At 72.2% G+C, this 19,349-nt stretch carries 18 protein-coding genes; 5 read left to right on the forward strand and 13 right to left on the reverse strand.

All coding sequences use genetic code 11. From position 1 onward, the window contains the following. Positions 1–186: 186 nt before the first annotated feature. The 3 genes from ACFYU0_RS29120 to ACFYU0_RS29130 all read left to right on the forward strand — a co-directional run bounded on the left by ACFYU0_RS29120 (position 187) and on the right by ACFYU0_RS29130 (position 3,178). Positions 187–2,055, forward strand: a complete 1,869-nt coding sequence (locus ACFYU0_RS29120; protein ID WP_389304986.1) for a lectin — start codon at positions 187–189, stop codon at positions 2,053–2,055. A gap of 33 nt (positions 2,056–2,088) precedes the next feature. Further along, positions 2,089–2,211, forward strand: a complete 123-nt coding sequence (locus tag ACFYU0_RS29125) for a hypothetical protein (protein WP_351664431.1) — start codon at positions 2,089–2,091, stop codon at positions 2,209–2,211. Positions 2,212–2,578: 367 nt separating this feature from the next. Then, positions 2,579–3,178, forward strand: coding sequence for a GPP34 family phosphoprotein (locus ACFYU0_RS29130; protein WP_351664433.1), 600 nt, complete (start codon positions 2,579–2,581; stop codon positions 3,176–3,178). Between the two features lies 1 nt (position 3,179). Here ACFYU0_RS29130 and ACFYU0_RS29135 read toward each other — a convergent pair whose 3' ends face one another. From ACFYU0_RS29135 to ACFYU0_RS29180, 10 genes are all read right to left on the reverse strand, one after another. Beyond that, positions 3,180–3,608, reverse strand: a complete 429-nt coding sequence (locus tag ACFYU0_RS29135; protein ID WP_351664435.1) for a VOC family protein — start codon at positions 3,606–3,608, stop codon at positions 3,180–3,182. Between the two features lie 13 nt (positions 3,609–3,621). Beyond that, positions 3,622–5,232, reverse strand: a complete 1,611-nt coding sequence (gene cimA / locus ACFYU0_RS29140) for a citramalate synthase (protein ID WP_389304989.1) — start codon at positions 5,230–5,232, stop codon at positions 3,622–3,624. Positions 5,233–5,569: 337 nt separating this feature from the next. Next, positions 5,570–6,181: a TetR/AcrR family transcriptional regulator gene (locus ACFYU0_RS29145; RefSeq protein ID WP_389304991.1), complete on the reverse strand. Its 612-nt coding sequence runs from the start codon at positions 6,179–6,181 to the stop codon at positions 5,570–5,572. Positions 6,182–6,190: 9 nt separating this feature from the next. Further along, a complete protein-coding gene (locus ACFYU0_RS29150; protein WP_389304994.1) occupies positions 6,191–7,210 on the reverse strand; it encodes an agmatine/peptidylarginine deiminase in 1,020 nt (339 codons plus the stop codon). Positions 7,211–7,225: 15 nt separating this feature from the next. Beyond that, positions 7,226–8,950, reverse strand: a complete 1,725-nt coding sequence (locus tag ACFYU0_RS29155) for an urease subunit alpha (protein WP_389304996.1) — start codon at positions 8,948–8,950, stop codon at positions 7,226–7,228. Beyond that, on the reverse strand, positions 8,947–9,657 hold the full coding sequence (gene ureA / locus ACFYU0_RS29160) for an urease subunit gamma (RefSeq protein WP_389304999.1): 711 nt from the start codon (positions 9,655–9,657) through the stop codon (positions 8,947–8,949). The genes ACFYU0_RS29155 and ureA overlap by 4 nt, the downstream gene beginning before the upstream one ends. Before the next feature lie 213 nt (positions 9,658–9,870). Next, positions 9,871–10,959: a branched-chain amino acid aminotransferase gene (locus ACFYU0_RS29165; protein WP_389305001.1), complete on the reverse strand. Its 1,089-nt coding sequence runs from the start codon at positions 10,957–10,959 to the stop codon at positions 9,871–9,873. A gap of 246 nt (positions 10,960–11,205) precedes the next feature. Continuing rightward, a complete protein-coding gene (locus ACFYU0_RS29170) occupies positions 11,206–12,249 on the reverse strand; it encodes a 3-isopropylmalate dehydrogenase (protein WP_389305003.1) in 1,044 nt (347 codons plus the stop codon). A 141-nt stretch (positions 12,250–12,390) separates the two neighbouring features. After that, the gene (locus tag ACFYU0_RS29175) at positions 12,391–12,522 is read right to left on the reverse strand and encodes a hypothetical protein (RefSeq protein WP_351664451.1); all 132 of its coding nucleotides are present in this window, start codon (positions 12,520–12,522) and stop codon (positions 12,391–12,393) included. A gap of 330 nt (positions 12,523–12,852) precedes the next feature. Then, complete coding sequence (locus tag ACFYU0_RS29180) at positions 12,853–13,395, reverse strand: GNAT family N-acetyltransferase (RefSeq protein ID WP_351664453.1); 543 nt, start codon at positions 13,393–13,395, stop codon at positions 12,853–12,855. Positions 13,396–13,478: 83 nt separating this feature from the next. Here ACFYU0_RS29180 and ACFYU0_RS29185 point away from each other — a divergent pair, with 83 nt between their 5' ends. Further along, the gene (locus ACFYU0_RS29185; RefSeq protein WP_389305006.1) at positions 13,479–14,357 is read left to right on the forward strand and encodes an alpha/beta fold hydrolase; all 879 of its coding nucleotides are present in this window, start codon (positions 13,479–13,481) and stop codon (positions 14,355–14,357) included. Here the strand turns inward: ACFYU0_RS29185 and ACFYU0_RS29190 are convergent. The 3 genes from ACFYU0_RS29190 to ACFYU0_RS29200 all read right to left on the reverse strand — a co-directional run bounded on the left by ACFYU0_RS29190 (position 14,317) and on the right by ACFYU0_RS29200 (position 17,931). Next, on the reverse strand, positions 14,317–15,186 hold the full coding sequence (locus ACFYU0_RS29190; RefSeq protein WP_389305008.1) for an alpha/beta fold hydrolase: 870 nt from the start codon (positions 15,184–15,186) through the stop codon (positions 14,317–14,319). The two genes, ACFYU0_RS29185 and ACFYU0_RS29190, sit on opposite strands and share 41 nt — an antisense overlap. A gap of 93 nt (positions 15,187–15,279) precedes the next feature. Continuing rightward, positions 15,280–16,911, reverse strand: coding sequence for an L-glutamate gamma-semialdehyde dehydrogenase (pruA, locus tag ACFYU0_RS29195; protein ID WP_351664459.1), 1,632 nt, complete (start codon positions 16,909–16,911; stop codon positions 15,280–15,282). Between the two features lie 39 nt (positions 16,912–16,950). After that, positions 16,951–17,931, reverse strand: a complete 981-nt coding sequence (locus ACFYU0_RS29200) for a proline dehydrogenase family protein (protein ID WP_351664461.1) — start codon at positions 17,929–17,931, stop codon at positions 16,951–16,953. 166 nt (positions 17,932–18,097) lie between these two features. On the opposite strand from ACFYU0_RS29200, the gene ACFYU0_RS29205 reads away from it, so the two are divergent. Continuing rightward, positions 18,098–19,315 carry a helix-turn-helix domain-containing protein gene (locus ACFYU0_RS29205; protein WP_351664463.1) on the forward strand — a complete coding sequence of 406 codons (1,218 nt, stop codon included), beginning with the start codon at positions 18,098–18,100 and terminating at the stop codon, positions 19,313–19,315. Positions 19,316–19,349: the final 34 nt, after the last annotated feature.

Consider the following 19,349-nt stretch of genomic DNA (forward strand, 5'->3'; position numbering starts at 1 on the left):
GTTAACTGGGTCAACACGACGCCGTCAATACTTCACGTCAGAAGTGGTACGAGGTCAACTCATGGCCGGATGAAGGCGGTTGTGTGTTCGGAAGCTGAATGCGCAACCTCTTGACGCGCCCCCGAAGCCGTCATTTACTCACGGCTCGCACGCCCCCATCCCCCACCTCCCGAAGGGCGGCGCTCCATGAGGCGACCCCTGCGCACGGCCCGGCTGCTGCTCGCCGGCCTGCTGACCACCGTCGGGCTCACGGCCGTCGGCATGCCCTCCGCGCACGCGGCCGGCGAGCAGGTCACGGCCTGGCTCACCACCACCGACGACTCCGGCGGACGCCACGTCGTGCGCGGCCTCCAGGCGCAGACGCCGTTCGCCTTCCAGTCCGGGGCCGGCGGCAGCGGCGAGAACATCACCGTCGACGAGAACACCCGCTACCAGACCTTCACCGGCGGCGGCGCGTCGTTCACCGACACCGCCGCCTGGCTGATGAACAGCAGCGGCGCGCTCTCGCAGGCGACGCGGGACGCGACGATGCGGAAGCTGTTCTCGCCCACGGACGGCATCGGGCTGTCGTTCCTGCGCAATCCGATGGGCGCCTCGGACCTCGCGCGGTACGGGTACACGTACGACGACGTGCCGGCCGGGCAGACGGACCCGAACCTCAACGGCTTCTCCATCGCGCACGACCTCCCGGACGTCGTCCCGCTGACCAGGCAGGCCCTGCAGCTCAACCCCGCCCTGACGGTCATGGCCTCGCCGTGGACGGCTCCGGCCTGGATGAAGGACAGCGGCTCGCTCAACGGCGGCTGGCTGAAGGCGGAGGACTACGGCGCCTACGCCTCGTACTTCGTGAAGTACCTCCAGGCGTACAGGAGCCAGGGCATCGACGTCTCGTACGTCACCCCGCAGAACGAGCCGACGTGCTGCTCCGGCTATCCCTCGATGAGCTGGAACGCCTCCGGCATCCAGTACTTCCTCAAGAGCGAGCTGCTGCCCAGACTCCAGTCCGCGGGCCTGCGGACCAAGGTGCTGGCCCACGACTGGAACTGGGACGTCTACGACTCCTACGCGGCCCAGAGCGTCGACGACCCGGCGATCCGCGACCACCCCAACTTCGGCGGCATCGCCTGGCACGGCTACGGCGGTGACGTCGCCGAGCAGACCGCCGTCCACAACCGGTACCCGAGCCTGGACGCGTTCGGCACCGAGCACTCCGGCGGCACCTGGATCGCCAACCAGCAGCGCGAGGACATGAACAACATCATCGACTACACCCGCAACTGGGCGAAATCGGTGACCAAGTGGTCCCTCGCGGTGGACCAGAACATGGGCCCGCACAACGGCGGTTGCGGCACCTGCACCGGCCTGGTCACCGTGCACGACGGCGACGGGGCGAGCGGGACCGTCGACTACACCGTCGAGTACTACACGATGGGCCACCTGACCAAGTTCGTCCGGCCCGGCGCCCAGCGCATCGCCTCCACCGCGTCGAGCGCCGTGCCCAACGTGGCGTGGCGCAACCCCGACGGGAGCAAGGCGCTGATCGCCTACAACGACTCGGCCTCGGCGAGGACGGTGACCGTCAACTGGGGTTCCCAGCACGCCACCTACTCGCTGCCCGGCAGGACCTCGGCCACGTTCACCTGGTCCGGCGCCCAGTCCGGCGGCTCCGCGAGCAGCGGCTCCTTCGTCGGGCTCGCCGGCAAGTGCCTTGACGTGGCGGGCGGTTCCAGCGCCAACGGCACGGCGGTGCAGCTCTACGACTGCAACGGCAGCGCGGCGCAGAGGTGGACGGTCGCGGCCGACGGCTCGGTCCAGGCGCTCGGCAAGTGCCTCGACGTCACGTCCGGCTCGACGGCGGACGGGGCGAAGGTGCAGCTGTACGACTGCAATGGAACCGGTGCCCAGCGGTGGTCGTACAACGACGCCACCGGTGATGTGGTGAACACGGCGGCCGGCAAGTGCCTCGACGTCACCGACAACTCGTCGGCGAACGGGGCGCGGGCCCAGATCTGGTCGTGCACGGGCGCCGCCAACCAGAAGTGGAAGCTGCGGTAGGGCGGGGCGCCTCCCACCCGTGAGGGGCGGGACGTGCGCGGGAGTGCCGTGGCGGCGACGGTCGCCGGGTGCCTGCTGCTCGGCGGCTGCGCGGCGGTCGACCTGCCGCCGGTTCCGGAGTGGGGATCGGGGCGGACGGCGCGCCGTACGCGCTGATCCGGCCGTGCGGCGACGACGCCTGCCAGGGTCCCCACCTGGTCGGGCGGCCGCCTGGCGGCGGCGAAGGGCCCGTCACCACGGGAGGGGACGTGCGACAGGAGGGTCTGCACGGGGACGCCGACTTCCCGCTGTTCACGCCGCCCGGGAGCCGGCGGGCCCGGCACCGGGGCGAACGGCGGCTGCTCCCCCGCCACCGGTGCGAGCCGGGCTTCGGGCGTCTGGGCCGGCGGCCGGGTGATGAGCCGGGCCGGCTTCGAGCGGCTCGCGGCGGGGGCCTGCTGGGTGGCGCCGCCTTGTCGCGGATCGGCCTCCCACGTTTCATGGTGGTCGTAGGAGAAGCCGTCCGGGACCGGGAGCGCGCCACATGACCACAGCACGGGATCTGTTCATCGTCGCCACCGACGTCTCGGGCGACCGCCCCGTGGAGCAGGGCGAGCTGTCGCTGGCGCTCGCGGGCGCCGAGCTGGTGGACCTGCTCGGCGCCCGGGCCGTGTCCCTGGAGGGCGAGCGCCTGGTACCGGGGCCGCCGCTGGCCCTGGACGACCGGATGCTGGACGAGGCGGGCTCGGCGCTGGTCCGGCAGGAGCCGTACGAGACGGCCGAGGACTGGCTGTGGCGCCGGGGCGAGGGGCTGGCCTCGGCCTACTTCGACGTCCTGGACACCGAGGGGCAGCTCACCGGCGAGCGCAGGCCCTGGTTCCCGCGCCGGCCGCGGACCGCCGCCGCCGACACCGCGGCCCGGCGGCAGGCCACCGACCGCTGGGAGGGCCGCGAGCCGGTCCTCGTCACCCTCGCGGCCGCCCTGGGCATCGGGAGCGGGGAGGGGGCCGGGGAGGAGTTCACCGACGAGCCGGTCGTGACCGTGCTGGCCGCGGTCGGCGACGCGGTGACCGAGCTGACCGCCGTGCGGCAGCGCCGGGAGATCGAGAACGCGGCCTTCGACAACATCTGGCGGGCGCCCTGAGTCAGCGCACCGGCTGCCCGATGCCCAGCAGGTTGCCCTCGCTGTCCCGGAACCAGGCGCCGCGCTCGCCGCGGGCGCCCTTGCTCGGGTAATTGCCCTCGATCTCGGCGATGCCGTCCCGGGTGCGGAGCCCGGGCGCGTCGACCTCCTCGAAGACCACCCCGCGCCGCCTCAGCTCCGCCACGACCGCGTCGAGGTCGCCGTCGGTCTCGAAGCCCATCTGGGTGAAGGTGCCGGGCGAGGACCCGGTGGAGCGGAACAGCACGAAGTCCGTTCCGCCGCACCGGTACAGCAGCCCGCCGGGACGTTCGTCGACGGGCCGCAGGCCGAGTTTCTCGGCGTAGAAGCGCCTGGCCCGGTCCAGGTCCGCGGCGGGCAGCCGGGTCGCCACGCGGGCGCCGGACAGGAGGGCGCCGTCGTCTTCGGTCATCCCTCCACTGTGCCTACTCGGCCGGTTCCACGCCCGCCCGCAGCAGCCCGTAGGTGTAGGCGTCCTCCAGGGCCTGCCAGGACGCGGCGATGACGTTCTCCGCCACGCCCACCGTGGACCACTCGGCGCCGCCGTCGGAGGTGGAGATGAGGACCCGGGTGGTGGAGGAGGTGCCGTGCACGCCCTCCAGGATGCGGACCTTGTAGTCCACCAGCTCCAGCTTGGCGAGCTGCGGGTAGATCTTCTCCAGCGCCACCCGCAGGGCCCGGTCCAGGGCGTTGACCGGGCCGTTGCCCTCCGCGGTCGCGACGATCCGCTCGCTCTTGGCCCACAGCTTCACGGTGGCCTCGTTGGCGTGGGTGCCGTCCGGCCGGTCCTCGACGATGGCCCGCCAGGACTCGACCTCGAAGTACCGCAGCGGCCTGCCCTCGACCTCGGCCCTGAGCAGCAGCTCGAAGGAGGCGTCGGCGGCCTCGAAGGTGTAGCCGCGCAGCTCGCGCTCCTTCACCCGATCGACCACCCGGCCGACCAGTTCCCGGTCGCCACCGAGGTCGATGCCGAGCTCCTTGCCCTTCAGCTCGACGGAGGCGCGGCCGGCCATGTCGGAGACCAGCATGCGCATGGTGTTGCCGACCAGCTCGGGGTCGATGTGCTGGTACAGGTCGGGGTCGACCTTGATAGCGGAGGCGTGCAGCCCGGCCTTGTGGGCGAAGGCGGAGACGCCGACGTACGGCTGGTGCGTGGAGGGGGTGAGGTTGACGACCTCGGCGATCGCGTGCGAGATCCGGGTGGTCTCGCGCAGCCGACCCTCGGGCAGCACCTTCTTGCCGTACTTCAGCTCCAGGGCCGCGACCACCGGGAACAGGTTGGCGTTGCCGACGCGCTCGCCGTAGCCGTTGGCCGTGCACTGCACGTGGGTGGCGCCGGCGTCGACGGCGGCCAGGGTGTTGGCGACCGCGCAGCCGGTGTCGTCCTGGGCGTGGATGCCGAGCCGTGCGCCGGTGTCGGCGAGGACGGTGGAGACGACCGCGTGGACCTGGGCGGGCAGCATGCCGCCGTTGGTGTCGCAGAGGACGACGACGTCGGCGCCGGCCCGCGCGGCCGTGCGCACGACCGCCTTGGCGTACTCGGGGTTCGCGCGGTAGCCGTCGAAGAAGTGCTCGCAGTCCACGAACACCCGGCGGCCCTGTTCGCGCAGGTAGGACACGGTGTCCCGGACCATCTCCAGGTTCTCGTCCAGCGTGGTGCGCAGCGCCAGCTCGACGTGCCGGTCGTGCGACTTGGCGACCAGCGTGATCACCGGGGCGCCGGAGTCGAGCAGGGCCTTGACCTGGGGGTCGTCCGCCGCCTTGGCACCGGCGCGGCGGGTGGCGCCGAAGGCGACCAGCTCGGCGTGCCGGAAGTCGATCTCCGCCTGCGCCCGCGCGAAGAACTCGGTGTCGCGCGGGTTGGCGCCGGGCCAGCCGCCCTCGATGAAGCCCACGCCGAAGTCGTCCAGGTGCCGTGCGATGGCGAGCTTGTCCGCGACCGTGAGATTGATGCCCTCGCGCTGCGCGCCGTCGCGCAGCGTGGTGTCGAAGACGTGGAACGAGTCGTCGAGCTCGCTGGTTACCGTCTCGGTCATGAGTTCAAGGCTCCTGATTGTGAATCTTCGGTCTTACCGGAATGTCCGGCTCCACCGCCCCTGCGATACTCCTCGCGCCCCGCCTCCCGGCCGTGGGTGAGCCGGAAAACGAAAAGACCCCTCGCGGGTGCGAGAGGTCTGCGCGCGGGTCTGAGACGACGATGGCCACCCGCACCTGGTAGTACGAGATGGTCACTGCGGACCGGCGCGCCTGCTGCCGATAATCATGGCGAACGAGGGCACGGAGGAAGTTTCGCACAGTCCCGGCCCCGCCCGGCCGGGTGTCTCAGCATCCGGTCGCCGCGGTGGACGGGTGCCGCCCGGCCCGCCCCGGACGTCAGTCGTCCCGCTCCCGCGGTGCGTGCAGCGACTCGGCGAGGAAGTCCCGCACATGGGCGATCACCTGCTCGCGGTCCGTGCCGCGCAGGCCGATGGCGACGTGGATGGAGAAACCGTCGAGCAGGGCGCGCAGCCGGGTGGCGAAGCGGTCCGCGTCGACCGGCCGGAACTCGCCGCGCGAGACGCCCTCGGCGATCAGCGCGACCAGGTCGCGGTGCCAGGCGCCCTCGATGGCGGCCTGTCGCTCCCGGGCCTCCTCGGCGGCGTTCTGCGAGCGGTTCCAGACCTCCAGCCACAGGGTCCAGTGCGGGTCGCGGTGCCCGTCCGGGACGTACAGGCCGACGTAGGCCTCCAGCCGCTCGCGGGCGGAGCCCGCACGGGTGAGCAGCCGGCCGCGCTCGGCGCCGAGCCGGCCCTCGCTCCACTCCAGGGTGCGCAGCAGCAGCTCGTCCTTGGAGCGGAAGTAGTACAGCAGATGGCCGCTGCTCATCCCGACCTCACGGCCGAGCGCCGCCATGGTGAGCTTCTCCAGACCGCGCTCGGCGATCATGTCCATGGCGGCGGCGAGGACGTCCTCGCGCGGCGGCGCGTTCCTGCGCGCACCGGCCATCGGCTGCTCCTAGCTCTTCGGCTGCTGCTGGGTGATGCAGTGGATGCCTCCACCGCCGGCGAAGATCGTACGGGCGTCCACCTGCGTCACCTCCCGACCGGGGAAGAGACGGCGGAAGACGCCCGCCGCCACCTCGTCGTTCGGGTCGTCGAAGGCGCAGAGCACGACGCCGCCGTTGCACAGGTAGTGGTTGATGTAGGAGTAGTCGACCCAGTCGCCCTCCTCGTCCTTCAGGACGGTGGGGGCCGGCACCTCGACGACCTCCAGCGGGCGCCCTTGGGCGTCGGTCTCGGCGCGCAGGATCTCCAGGTACGTCAGCGAGCGCGCGTGGTCCGGGTGGGCGGGGTCCCGCTGGGTGTGGACGAGGACCGTGCCGGGGCGGGCGAAGGCCGCGACGATGTCGACGTGGCCCTGGGTGCCGTACCTGCCGTAGTCGCCGGACAGGCCGTGCGGGAGCCAGATCGCCTTGCTGGTGCCGAGCCTGGCGTGGATCTCCGCCTCCACCCGCTCGCGGCTCCAGCCGGGGTTGCGGCCGGCCCCGAGCTGGACCGTCTCGGTGAGCAGCACCGTGCCCTCGCCGTCGACGTGGATCGCGCCGCCCTCGTTGACGAGTCCGCTGCTCAGCACGGGCACCCCGGCCAGGTCCGCGACCTGGCGGGCGATCTTGGAGTCGTGCTCCCAGCGGGCCCAGTCCTGGCCGCCCCAGCCGTTGAACACCCAGTCCACGGCGGCCGTCCTGCCCTGCTCGTCGAGCACGAAGGTCGGGCCGATGTCGCGCATCCACGCGTCGTCCAGCTCCCGCTCCACCAGCTCGACGTCCGGGCCGAGCAGCGCGCGCGCCGACTCGCCCTGACCGGGGCCGTGCACCATCGTCACCGGCTCGAAGCGGCGCACGGCGCGGGCCACGTCCGCCCAGGCGGCGCGGGCCGCGGCCAGCTCCTCGTCGTCGGCGAAGGTCGGGTTGGGCCCCGGCCAGGCCATCCAGGTGCGCTCGTGCGGGGCCCACTCGGGGGGCATGCGGTAGGTCATGGGCAGGTCCTTGGATCAGAGGAAGTAGAGCCGGTTGAGGGACACGGACTCGGCGGGTTCGGAACGCAGCGGGTCGCCGTCGAGGGTGACCAGGCCGGTGCGCCCGTCCACGTCGACCGCCCCGGTACGGGAGTTGAGCCGCAGGTCGGCCGGGCCGATGCCGCGGGTGCCGCGGACCGCGACCCGGCGGCGCCGGGTGGGCATCGTGTCGCTCCCCTGCTCGGCGGCGGCGCGGGCGACGAAGGCCACCGAGAGGTCGGCCGCGGTGGCGCCGTACGCGCCGAACTGCGGCCCCAGCACCAGGGGTTCGCAGGTGTCGGTGGCCGCGTTGGGGTCGCCGGTCACGCCGTAGGCCGGGAAGCCGGACTTGAGGACGAGCTGCGGCTTGGCGCCGAAGTACTCCGGGCGCCACAGCACGATGTCGGCGAGCTTGCCCGTCTCGATCGAGCCGACCTCGTGGGAGAGGCCGTGCGCGATGGCGGGGTTGATGGTCAGCTTGGCGATGTAGCGCAGGACGCGGGCGTTGTCGTCGCCCTCGCCGTCGCCCTCCAGCGGGCCCAGCTCGGCCTTCATCTTGCCGGCCATGGCGAAGGTGCGGCGGACCGTCTCGCCGGCGCGGCCCATGCCCTGCGCGTCGGACGAGGTGATGCCGATCGCGCCCAGGTCGTGCAGGACGTCCTCGGCGCCCATCGTGCCGGCCCGGATGCGGTCGCGGGCCATGGCGGCGTCGCCGGGCAGGTCGGTCTTCAGGTCGTGGACGGAGACGATCATGCCGTAGTGCTCGGCGACCGCGTCCCGGCCGAAGGGCAGGGTGGGGTTGGTGGAGGAGCCGATGACGTTCGGGACGCCGGCCATCTTGAGCACGTTCGGCACGTGGCCGCCGCCGCAGCCCTCGATGTGGAAGGCGTGGATCGTACGGCCCTCCAGCACCCTGAGGGTGTCCTCCACGGACAGGCACTCGTTCAGGCCGTCGCTGTGCAGGGCGACCTGGACGTCGTGCTCCTCGGCCACCCGCAGGGCCGTGTCGAGCGCGCGCGTGTGCGCGCCCATGTCCTCGTGCACCTTGAAGCCGCTCGCCCCGCCCTCGGCGAGCGCCTCGACCAGCGGCGCCTCGTGGGACGACGAACCCCGGCCGAGGAAGCCGATGTTGACCGGCCAGGCGTCGAAGGCGCCGAACGCGTGCCGCAGCGCCCAGGGCGAGTTGACGCCCACGCCCCACACCGGGCCGAACTCCTGCCCGATGATCGTGGTCACGCCGGAGGCGAGGGAGGCCTCCATGATCCGCGGCGACAGCAGGTGCACATGGGTGTCGACGGCGCCGGCGGTGGCGATCAGCCCCTCCCCGGACACGATGGACGTGCCGGTGCCGACGACGACGTCGACGCCGTCCAGGGTGTCGGGGTTGCCGGCCCGGCCGATCGCGTGGATGCGCCCCTCGCGGATGCCGATGGACACCTTGCGGATGCCCTGGACCGCGTCGATCACGACGACGTTGCTGATCACGACGTCGCAGGTGTCACGGACGGCGGCGGCCTTCAGGTGCAGCCCGTCGCGCGCCGTCTTGCCGAACCCGGCGAGGAACTCGTCGCCGTAGCGCTGGGCGTCCGACTCGATCCGGACGGTCAGCCCGGAGTCGCCCAGGCGGACGCGGTCACCCGCCCGGGGTCCGTGGGTCGCCGCGTAGGCATGGGGGTCGACGTGGATCGACCGGCTCACCTCGCGTCCCTTCGAGCGGCTCATCGCTCCTCGCCTCCGTCCTCTGCGTCCTGCTCAGCGACTCCGAGGTATCCGCAGGCCGCGGCCCTGCGCAGCGCCTCCCGCCGCGCGCCGGGCGCGTCCAGCGGGCCGTCGACCAGGCCGGCGAAGCCGATCGCGATCCGCTCGCCGCCGATCGGCACCAGGCCGACCTCCTCGCTCTCCCCCGGCCCGAACCGCACCGAGGAGCCGGCGGGCACGGCGAGGCGCATGCCGTAGGAGCTCGCGCGGTCGAAGTCGAGCCGCGGGTTGGCCTCGAAGAAGTGGAAGTGGGAGGTGACCGAGACCGGCACGGACGCGGTGTTGGTGACCCGGAGCCGGACGGCCGGCGCGGGGTCGGCGTGCTCGGGACCGGGCAGCAGCGCACCCGGCGCCCGCTCCCCCGGTCCGCCGCCGATGGGGTCGGAGACCACCGCGAGCCGGGAGCCGTCGTCGAAGACGGCCTCGACCATCACCTCGGTGACGACGTCGGCGACGCCCGGCAGCACGTCCTCGGGGCCGAGCACCGAGCGGGCCGCCTCGACGGCCTCGGCGAGCCGCCGGCCGTCGCGGGCCGCCTCGCAGACCGTGTCCGCGATCAGCGCGGTGACCTCCGGCACGTTCAGCCGGAGACCGCGCGCCCGGCGGGCCCGGGCCAGTTCGGCGGCCCCGAAGAGCAGCAGCCGGTCCCGCTCGGTGGGAGTCAGTCTCACGGCACGGCACCTCCTTGTCGTCCGACGTTTAGAGCATCACTCTAAACGCAGTCCGGAAGCAAGAGGTGTGCTGGCCGGTTCGGCTCGCCGAATGTCACATTGAGCGTTGCTCTAAACCGTCTGAGATGAGTCCGGGGCGAAGCGTCTCCGAACGCACATGGGGCCGCCCCGGACGCGTGGTCCGGGGCGGCCCCTGAGCGTGCCGGCCGGGCGTCAGCCCAGCTTGTGCATCCAGCCGTGCCGGTCCTCGGCCTTGCCGCGCTGGATGTCCAGGAGGGCCTGGCGCAGGCGGACGGTGACCTCGCCGGGCTCGCCACCGCTCTGCTGCCACTCGGCGCCGGCCCGCTTGACGGTGCCGACCGGGGTGATCACGGCCGCGGTGCCGCAGGCGAAGACCTCGGTGAGGGTGCCGTTCTCGGAGTCGCGCTGCCACTGCTCGACCGAGACCCGGCCCTCCTCGGACGTGTAGCCGAGGTCGCGGGCGACGGCGAGCAGGGAGTCACGGGTGACGCCCTCCAGGATGGAACCGGTCAGGGTGGGCGTGACGATCTTGTCGCCGTACACGAAGTACAGGTTCATGCCGCCCAGTTCCTCGACCCACTTGTGGTCCACGGCGTCGAGGTAGCAGACCTGGTCGCAGCCCTTGGCGGCGGCCTCGGCCTGGGCGAGCAGAGACGCGGCGTAGTTGCCGCCGGTCTTGGCGTCGCCCATGCCGCCGGGGACGGCGCGGACGCGGTCCTCGGAGACCCAGATCGACACCGGCCGGACCCCGCCCGGGAAGTACGCGCCGGCCGGGGAGGCGATCACGATGAACAGGTACTCGTTGGCGGGCTTGACGCCCAGGCCGACCTCGGTGGCGATCATGAACGGGCGCAGGTAGAGGGACTCCTCGCCACCGTGCGCGGGCACCCAGTCCTTGTCCTGCTGGACCAGGAGGTCGCAGGCCTCGACGAACGTCTCGACCGGCAGCTCCGGCATGGCGAGACGGCGCGCGGAACGCTGGAAGCGCTTGGCGTTCTGGTCCGGGCGGAAGGTGGCGACCGAGCCGTCGGGCTGGCGGTAGGCCTTCAGGCCCTCGAAGATCTCCTGGGCGTAGTGCAGGACGTTGGTGGCCGGGTCGAGGGGGATCGGCGCGTACGGAACGAGCTGGCCGTCGTGCCAGCCGCGCCCCTCGGTCCACTTGATCGTCACCATGTGGTCGGTGAAGTGGCGGCCGAATCCGGGGCTGGCCAGGATCGCCTCGCGCTCCGCGGCGGCGAGCGGGTGGGCGGAGGGCTTGAGCTCGATCGTGGGCGTCGTCATGAGTGGGTGTCCTTCACCGGTGAGTAGTGACCGGGCCGCGCTCACGCCCCGCACCGGCCGGTGGCCGGTGCTAGGACATCCGAGCTTTCCCTCATGTCGCGGCTCCGCGTTCGATTATCGCGCGCGGACCACGGCGGACGGAATCGGGGTGAGAGCGGCCCAGTGGTTGATGGTGGCACCCGGCGAGGCACAAAAGAAGCCGCCGGGTGCGTGTGCGACCCGACGGCTTGAGCGTGGCGCGGCGGGTCAGCCGGCTACGCGTACGGCGAGGGCGTCGCCGATCTCGGAGGTGCTGCGGGCGGGCTTGCCCACCCGCTCGGTGAGGTCGGCGGCGACCGCGGCGTCGATGCGGTCGGCCTCGGCGTCGTGGCCGAGGTGGCGCAGCAGCAGCGCGACGGAGAGGACCGTGGCGCTGGGGTCGGCCTTGCCCTGGCCCGCGATGTCCGGGGCCGAGCCGTGGACCGGCTCGAACATGGACGGGAACTCGCGGCCGGGGTTGATGTTGCCCGAGGCGGCCACGCCGATGCCGCCGGAGACGGCCGCGGCGAGGTCGGTGATGATGTCGCCGAAGAGGTTGTCGGTGACGATCACGTCGAAGCGGGCGGGGTCGGTGACCAGGTAGATGGTCGCCGCGTCCACGTGGATGTAGTCGGTGGTGACCTCGGGGTACTCCGCGGCCACCTTGTTGAAGACGTTCGTCCACAGGTGCCCGGCGAAGGTCAGCACGTTGTTCTTGTGGACCAGCGTGAGCTTCTTGCGCGGGCGGGCCTGGGCGCGGGCGAAGGCGTCGCGGACCACGCGCTCGACACCGTAGGCCGTGTTGACGGAGACCTCGGTGGCGACCTCGTGCTCGGTGCCCTTGCGGATGGTGCCGCCGTTGCCCGTGTAGGGGCCCTCGGTGCCCTCGCGGACGACCACGAAGTCGATCTCCGGCTGGCCGGCCAGCGGGGTGGAGACGCCGGGCAGCAGCTTCGACGGGCGCAGGTTGACGTGGTGGTCGAAGGCGAAGCGGAGCTTGAGCAGGAAGCCGCGCTCCAGGACGCCGGAGGGGACCGACGGGTCGCCGATGGCGCCGAGCAGGATGGCGTCGTGCTGCTTGAGGGCGTCGAGGTCGGCGTCGGTGAGGGTCTCACCGGTGGCGTGGTAGCGCTTGGCGCCGAAGTCGTACTCCTTGGTCTCCAGCTTCACATCCTGCGGCAGGACGGCGGAGAGGACCTTCAGACCCTCGGCCACGACCTCCTGGCCGATGCCGTCACCGGGGATCACTGCGAGATTGATGCTGCGAGACATGTCGGCACCCTACTCCTCGTCCCAGAGGATGACATGCCCTGTCCGCGATGCGGACATGAGAGCCGCCGGCCGCCTCCAGCGGCGCGGCGCGACGGCGGGGCCGCGCCGCGGAGGGGATGCGGCTCCCGGATCGGTGGCGGCTCAGTGGCCGGTCTCGCCGCCGTTGTCCCGGCGGTCGAGGGCGCGCTGGAGTGCGGCGGCGGCGTTCTTGCGCTCGGACTCGGTCGAGCGGGAAACGTGGCGGACTCGGCGGCGGCTGGTCGTCTCGGCCATGGTGAATCGACTCCTTCGGGAAACCGGAGTACGGCAAGGGGGTTGCGAGACTCCCCCACTGCCTGATGGGCACGGGCGGGGGCCCCTGAGGGCGGGGAGCGGTGCCGCAGGGGTTGCCTGCACGGGGCCCGGCTCACGACCGCCGCTCGCTGGATCGAGCGAGACGTTCGACTCCTACAAAACTAAGCGAGCCCGCCGCGCCTGTCTGCACAATTACTCGGACTTCCTACTATCTGAGACGGCGGATCCCGTCACACGGCCACGACCTGCGCCTTGTCCGAGGGGAGGGCGCGGCGGACGGAGGCTCCGAGCGATCCTGCGAGGGCGGGATCAGACGACGTCGCCGTCCCGCCAGTCGAAGACCAGGTCGTGCCCGGGGTCGAGCGGCCGCCCGGTGCGGACGGGCCGGAGGAGGACGTTCCCCTCCTCCTCGGGCAGGCGGACGACGCCGGAGGGCGAGAGGGCGCACACGCGCCCGCCCCACCGCCGCCAGCCCCGGGCCGTGTACAGCGGGGCGCCGTCCTCGCTCGCGCAGAGCGCGCCGAGGTCGTAGGCCCGGTCGACGACGTGCTCCAGGGCCGACATCACCCGCCCGCCCAGCCCGGTCCGGCGCACGTCGGCGCGCACGGCGACGGCCTCCACGTATCCGGTGCGCAGCCAGTGGCCGCGGTGCAGCGTCCGCCGCATCACGACCGAGCCGTGCGCGGCGAGCCCGGCGCCGTCGTGGACGAGGGCGTGCATGCCGCCGAGTCCGTGGTCCCAGTCCTCGTCGCTGAAGTCGCCGTCGAAGGCCTCGTCCAACAGGGCCCGCACGCAGCGGAGTTCGGCGGGCGTCAAGGCGGAGGTGTGGGCGGTGCGCAGGCGAGGCGTCATGACCCCAGTATCGCCCCCGCCGGTTCGACCTAACCGTCAAATTATTCTTGACAGGTTAGACAGACGCGTGCTGGACTGCACCCATGTCCACTCACCGGGTCCACCACCGCACCGTCACCGTCCGCGGTCTCGAGGTGTACTACCGCGAGGCGGGCCCCTCCGACGCCCCGGTGCTGCTGCTCCTGCACGGCTTCCCGAGCAGCTCGCACATGTTCCGCGACCTGATCCCGCTGCTCGCGGACCGGTACCGGGTGATCGCCCCCGACCACATCGGCTTCGGCCGGTCGGCGGCGCCCGGTCCGGCGGAGTTCTCGTACACCTTCGCCGAACTCGCCGCCGTCACCGACGAGTTCACTCAGCGGCTCGGGCTGGAGCGGTACGCCCTCTACATCCAGGACTACGGCGCCCCGATCGGCCTGCGCCTGGCCCTCGCGCACCCCGACCGGGTGACCGCGATCGTCACGCAGAACGGCAACGCCTACGAAGAGGGGCTCGGCGAGGAGGCCTGGGCGCCCGTGCTCGCCCTGATCGAGAAGCGGACGCCCCGGACGGAGGCACCGGTACGCGAGATCTACTCCCCCGAGGGCGTCAAGTGGCAGTACCTGCACGGCGTTCCGGACCCCTCACTGGTCAGCCCGGACGCCTACGAGCACGACGCGGCGCTGCTGGGCCGCCCCGGCCAGTCGGAGATCCAGCTCGACCTGATCTCCGACTACGGCGCCAACTTCGCCCTCTACCCGGCCTTCCACGACTACTTCCGGACCAGCCGGGTCCCGCTGCTCGCGGTCTGGGGCGGACACGACGAGATCTTCGTGCCGGCCGGCGCGCTCGCCTTCCAGCGGGACCTGCCGGAGGCCGAGGTGCACCTGCTGCCCGCCGGGCACTTCGCCCTGGAGACGCACGCGGACACGATCGCCGCGCTCATGCGGGACTTCCTCGGCCGTCACCTGCCCACCGGCTGAGCAGTTCGCGGAAGCCCTCGGGATCGTCCACCCACGGCATGTGCCCCGCCCGCGGAAGGGTGACCCGGCGGACGTGCGGCAGCGAGACGGCGAGGGAGTCGACGGCGCTCCGGGGGCGGATGTCATGGGCGCCGTCGACGATCAGCACCGGCACCCCGAGGTCCCGGCAGGCGGCGTGCAGCGCGGGGGTCCCCCAGGTGCGCTCGCGTTCCGCGTTGAGGGCGCCGGCGCACTCGGAGTTGACGCCGAACCACGGCTCGGCCATGCGCCCGGCCGGCTCCAGGGCCCGGTCCCGGTCCTCGAACTCCACGGACCAGTGCAGCACGGCCCGCTCCCGCTCCGCGTCCGGCGTGCGCTCGGCGACGCCGGACAGCTCCCGCCAGCGGGCGAGGCGTTCGGGGTGGTCGGCGAGGCGGGCGAGGAAGTTCTCCTTGTACCCGGGGCGCCAGTCGGCGTCCGGGCCGATGCCGGTGCCCGAGACGTACACCAGCGCGCTCACCCGGTCCGGGTGCGCCAGCGCGTAGCTCAGGCCGAGCTGGGCGCCCCAGGAGTGGCCGAGCAGCGCCATCCGCTCCAGGCCGAAGTGCCGCCGTACGGCGTCGAGGTCGGCGACGAACCGGGCGCTGGTCCAGGGGCCGTCGCAGCGCTCCGAGCGGCCGCAGCCGCGCTGGTCCCAGCGGACCACCGGGGTGACGTCCGCGAGCAGTGCGGCGAGGTCGCCGAACATGTCCCACAGGCCCGGCCCGCCGTGGCACAGCACCAGCGGGTCACCGGCGCCGCCCGACCGCTCCGCCCACAGCCGCACCCCGTCGTCCGCCGTCACCGTCATGAACGCATTGTGGCAGGGCCGGAATTGGCAACGGGCCGGGAAGCCTGCTCGGGGGTCAGGCTTCCCGGCCCGAGTTCACGGGGCGGGCGGAGGTCAGCCCATGTGCGGGTAGGAGTAGTCGGTCGGCGGGACCAGGGTCTCCTTGATGGCGCGGGTCAGGGTCCAGCGCATCAGGTTCTGCGGGGCGCCCGCCTTGTCGTTGGTGCCGGAGGCGCGGCCGCCGCCGAAGGGCTGCTGGCCGACCACGGCGCCGGTCGACTTGTCGTTGATGTAGAAGTTGCCCGCGGCGAAGCGGAGCTTCTCCATGGTGTACGCCGCCGCGGCGCGGTCGTTGGCGATGACCGAGCCGGTGAGGGCGTAGTCGGAGACCGACTCCATCTGGGTCAGCATCTCGTCGTACCGGTCGTCCTCGTAGACGTACACGGCGAGGAACGGGCCGAAGTACTCGGTGGTGAAGACCTCGTTCTCCGGGTCGGTGCACTCGACGACGGTCGGGCGGACGAAGTAGCCGACCGAGTCGTCGTAGGTGCCGCCCGCGACGATCGTGCAGGTCTCGTCCGCCTTGGCGCGGTCGATGGCGGCCTTGTTCTTGGCGAAGGACCGCTCGTCGATGACGGCGCCGATGAAGTTCGACAGGTCGGTGACGTCACCCATGGCGAGGCCGTCGACCTCGGCCGCGAACTCCTCCTTGAAACCGGAGTTCCAGATGGACGCCGGGATGTAGGCGCGGGAGGTCGCCGAGCACTTCTGGCCCTGGTACTCGAAGGCGCCGCGGGTCAGGGCGGTCTTCAGGATCGCGCGGTCGGCGCTCGGGTGGGCGACCACGAAGTCCTTGCCGCCGGTCTCGCCGACCAGACGCGGGTAGGAGCGGTACTTCTCGATGTTGTTGCCGACCGTCTTCCACAGGTACTGGAAGGTCTTGGTCGAACCGGTGAAGTGGATGCCCGCGAGGTCCCGGTGCTCCAGGGCGACCTTGGAGACCTCGATGCCGTCGCCGGTGACGAGGTTGATGACGCCCTTGGGCAGGCCCGCCTCCTCCAGGAGCTGCATGAGCAGCACGGCGGCGTGGGTCTGCGTCGGGGACGGCTTCCACACCACGACGTTGCCCATGAGCGCGGGGGCGGTGGGCAGGTTCGCGGCGATGGCACTGAAGTTGAACGGCGTGATCGCGTAGACGAAGCCCTCCAGCGGGCGGTGGTCCATGCGGTTCCAGACGCCCGGGGAGTTCGCCGGGGGCTGCTCGGCGAGGATCTGGCGGGCGTAGTGGACGTTGAAGCGCCAGAAGTCGACGAGCTCGCAGGGGCTGTCGATCTCGGCCTGCTGGGCGGTCTTGGACTGGCCGAGCATGGTGGAGGCGGCGATGGTCTCGCGCCAGGGGCCGGACAGCAGCTCGGCGGCGCGCAGGATGATCGCGGCGCGGTCGTCGAAGGACATGGCGCGCCAGGCCGGGGCGGCGGCGAGGGCGGCGTCGACGGCGTCCCGGGCGTCCTGCTGGGTGGCGTGCCGGCCGGTGCCGATGACGGCCTTGTGGTTGTGCGGCTGGACGACCTGGAAGGGCTCACCGCCGCCGAGGCGCTTCTCGCCGCCGATGGTCATCGGCAGCTCGATCGGGTTCTCGGCCAGCTCCTTGAGCTTGACCTCCAGGCGGGAGCGCTCGGGCGAGCCGGGGGCGTAGCCGTGCACCGGCTCGTTGACCGGGGTGGGGACCTGGGTCACAGCGTCCATGGGTTCCTTGACTCCTTGTGCGTGAGCGGGTGTTCGGGCTCAGCCCTTGCTGACCATGCTGCGCAGGAAGAAGCGCAGGTTCGCCGGCTTCTCCGCGAGACGGCGCATGAAGTAGCCGTACCAGTCGGTGCCGTAGGCGGTGTAGACGCGCATGCGGTGGCCCTCGGCGGCCAGCCGCAGGTGCTCGTCGCCGCGGATGCCGTACAGCATCTGGAACTCGTACTCGTCCAGCTTGCGGCCGGCCTGGTGGGCCAGCTCCTGGGCTATGGAGATCAGGCGCGGGTCGTGGGACCCGATCATCGGGTAGCCCTCGCCCTCCATCAGCGTCTTCAGGATACGCACGTACGCCTTGTCGATCTCGTGCTTCTGCTGGTGGGCGACCTCGGCGGGCTCCTTGTAAGCGCCCTTCACCAGGCGCACCCGGCTGCCGGCCTCCGCGAGGCGGCGGGCGTCGGCCTCGGTGCGGAAGAGGTAGGCCTGGATGACGCAGCCGGTCTGCGGGAAGTCCTTCCGCAGCTCCTCGTGGATGGCGAACATCGAGTCCAGGGTGGTGTGGTCCTCGGCGTCGAGCGTGACGGTGGTGCCGATGGCCGCGGCGGCCTCGACGACCGGGCGGACGTTGGCGAGGGCGAGCTCGTGGCCGCCCTGGAATGCGGGGGCGGGCCCGGAGGGCCCATCGGTCAGGGCGGTGGCGGGCGACGGGAGGGCCTGTCCGAACATGGACAGCTTGACGGACATCTCGACCTTGTCGCCGAGCTCCAGCTCCTCGAGCCGTGCGACCAGCTCCAGGTAGGCGTCCCGGGCGGCGGAGGCCTGCTCGGGGGTGGTGATGTCCTCGCCGACGACGTCCATCGTCAGCTCAAGGCCCTTGGCCGTCAGGTCCCGGATGATCGGGACGATGTCGGCCACGCTCTCGCCGGGGATGAAGCGGTCCACGACCTGCTTGGTCACGGGGGCCGCCGAGATCAGGCGTCGCATCCGGTCGCTGCGCGACGCGGCGAGAATCACGGGACCCAGCACGGGGCACCTCCACTACAGAAACACCGAAGACGGGCCGGGCCCGACGATTCGGGTGCGGCACGGAGAACCACCGTGAAACCTATGGATTTCTCCGATCGTCGGCCATCGACAGCTGTCACGCATCCGTGGCCGCGATCTCAGACAGATGTATGAAGAGCGCGGGAGGATGCGGGAGAATGCGGGGGTGACGTCGGACTACAAGGCTGACTACCAGGAGCTGGTGGACGAGATCTCGGAGCTGCTGGGGGTCCCGGCGACCTTGGAGAACCGGGACTTCGAGCTGATCGCCTTCGGTGCGTACGACAGCGAGGGCGACCTGGACCCGTCGGCCCTGGACCCGGTGCGCACCCGCTCGATCCTGACCCGGCGCTCCACCGCGGCGGTGCGGGAGTGGTTCGAGGGCTTCGGCATCACCCGCGCGACCGGACCGGTGCGCATCCCGCCGACCCCGGAGGCCGGCGTGTACCGCGGCCGCATCTGCCTGCCGGTGCGCCATCGCGGTGTGGTCCTCGGCTACGTCTGGCTGCTGGACGACGACCCGGGCCCGTCGGAGGCGCAACTGGCCGCCGCCATGCAGGTGACGGGCCGGATCGGCGCCCTGCTCGCGGACGAGCAGCGGGCCGGAGCGGGTCTGGGCCGGGAGCTGCGGGCGGTGCTGACCGCGGAACGCGGCTGGCAGCAGGACATGGCGGTGGCCGAACTGCGCACCGCCCTCGGGACGCGCGCGGACGGTCCGCACACGCTGGTCTGCGTCGCCCCCTGGCCGTCGGCCGACCCGGACGACGCGCCGTCCGTCCGCACCGTCCCGCACGCCACGGCGTTGTGCACGGTCCCGTGGGGGGCCGCGGAGCAGAGCCTTGCGGTGCTGGTGCGGCTCCGTTCGGCGGACGTGGCGGCCCCGGCCCTGACGGCGGCGTCCCGGGTGCTGAAGGAGTCCGCGGGGACGCGCGGCGCGCGGCGGACCAGGGATGCCGCGGCCGCCGGGGTCGGCGAGCCCCGTGTCGGGCTCGCCGAGCTGGGCGACGTCTGGCAGGAGGCGTCCGCCGCGGCGCGGGCGGCGCTGGCCGAGCCGCGGTTCGGGCCGGTCGCCGAGTGGGGCCGGGTCGGGCCGTACCGGCTGCTGACCGCGCTGCCGCCGCAGACCGCCCACGACCCAGCGGTCGGCCCGCTGCTGGCCCCGGCCCACCGGGAGCTGGCCCGCACCGCCGAGGTCTACCTCGACTGCGCGGGGCAGGCCGGCCGCACGGCGGCCGAGCTGGGCGTCCACCGGCAGACCCTCTACTACCGCCTCTCCCGCGTCGAGCAGCTCACCGGCCTCGACCTGGACGACGGCGAGGACCGGCTGCTGCTGCACATGGCGCTGAAGCGGGCGCGGCTGAGCTGACCGGCGGACCGCGCCGGGGTCAGCGCGGACCGGG

The organism is Streptomyces sp. NPDC003720, assembly GCF_042875075.1.
Taxonomy (GTDB): domain Bacteria; phylum Actinomycetota; class Actinomycetes; order Streptomycetales; family Streptomycetaceae; genus Streptomyces.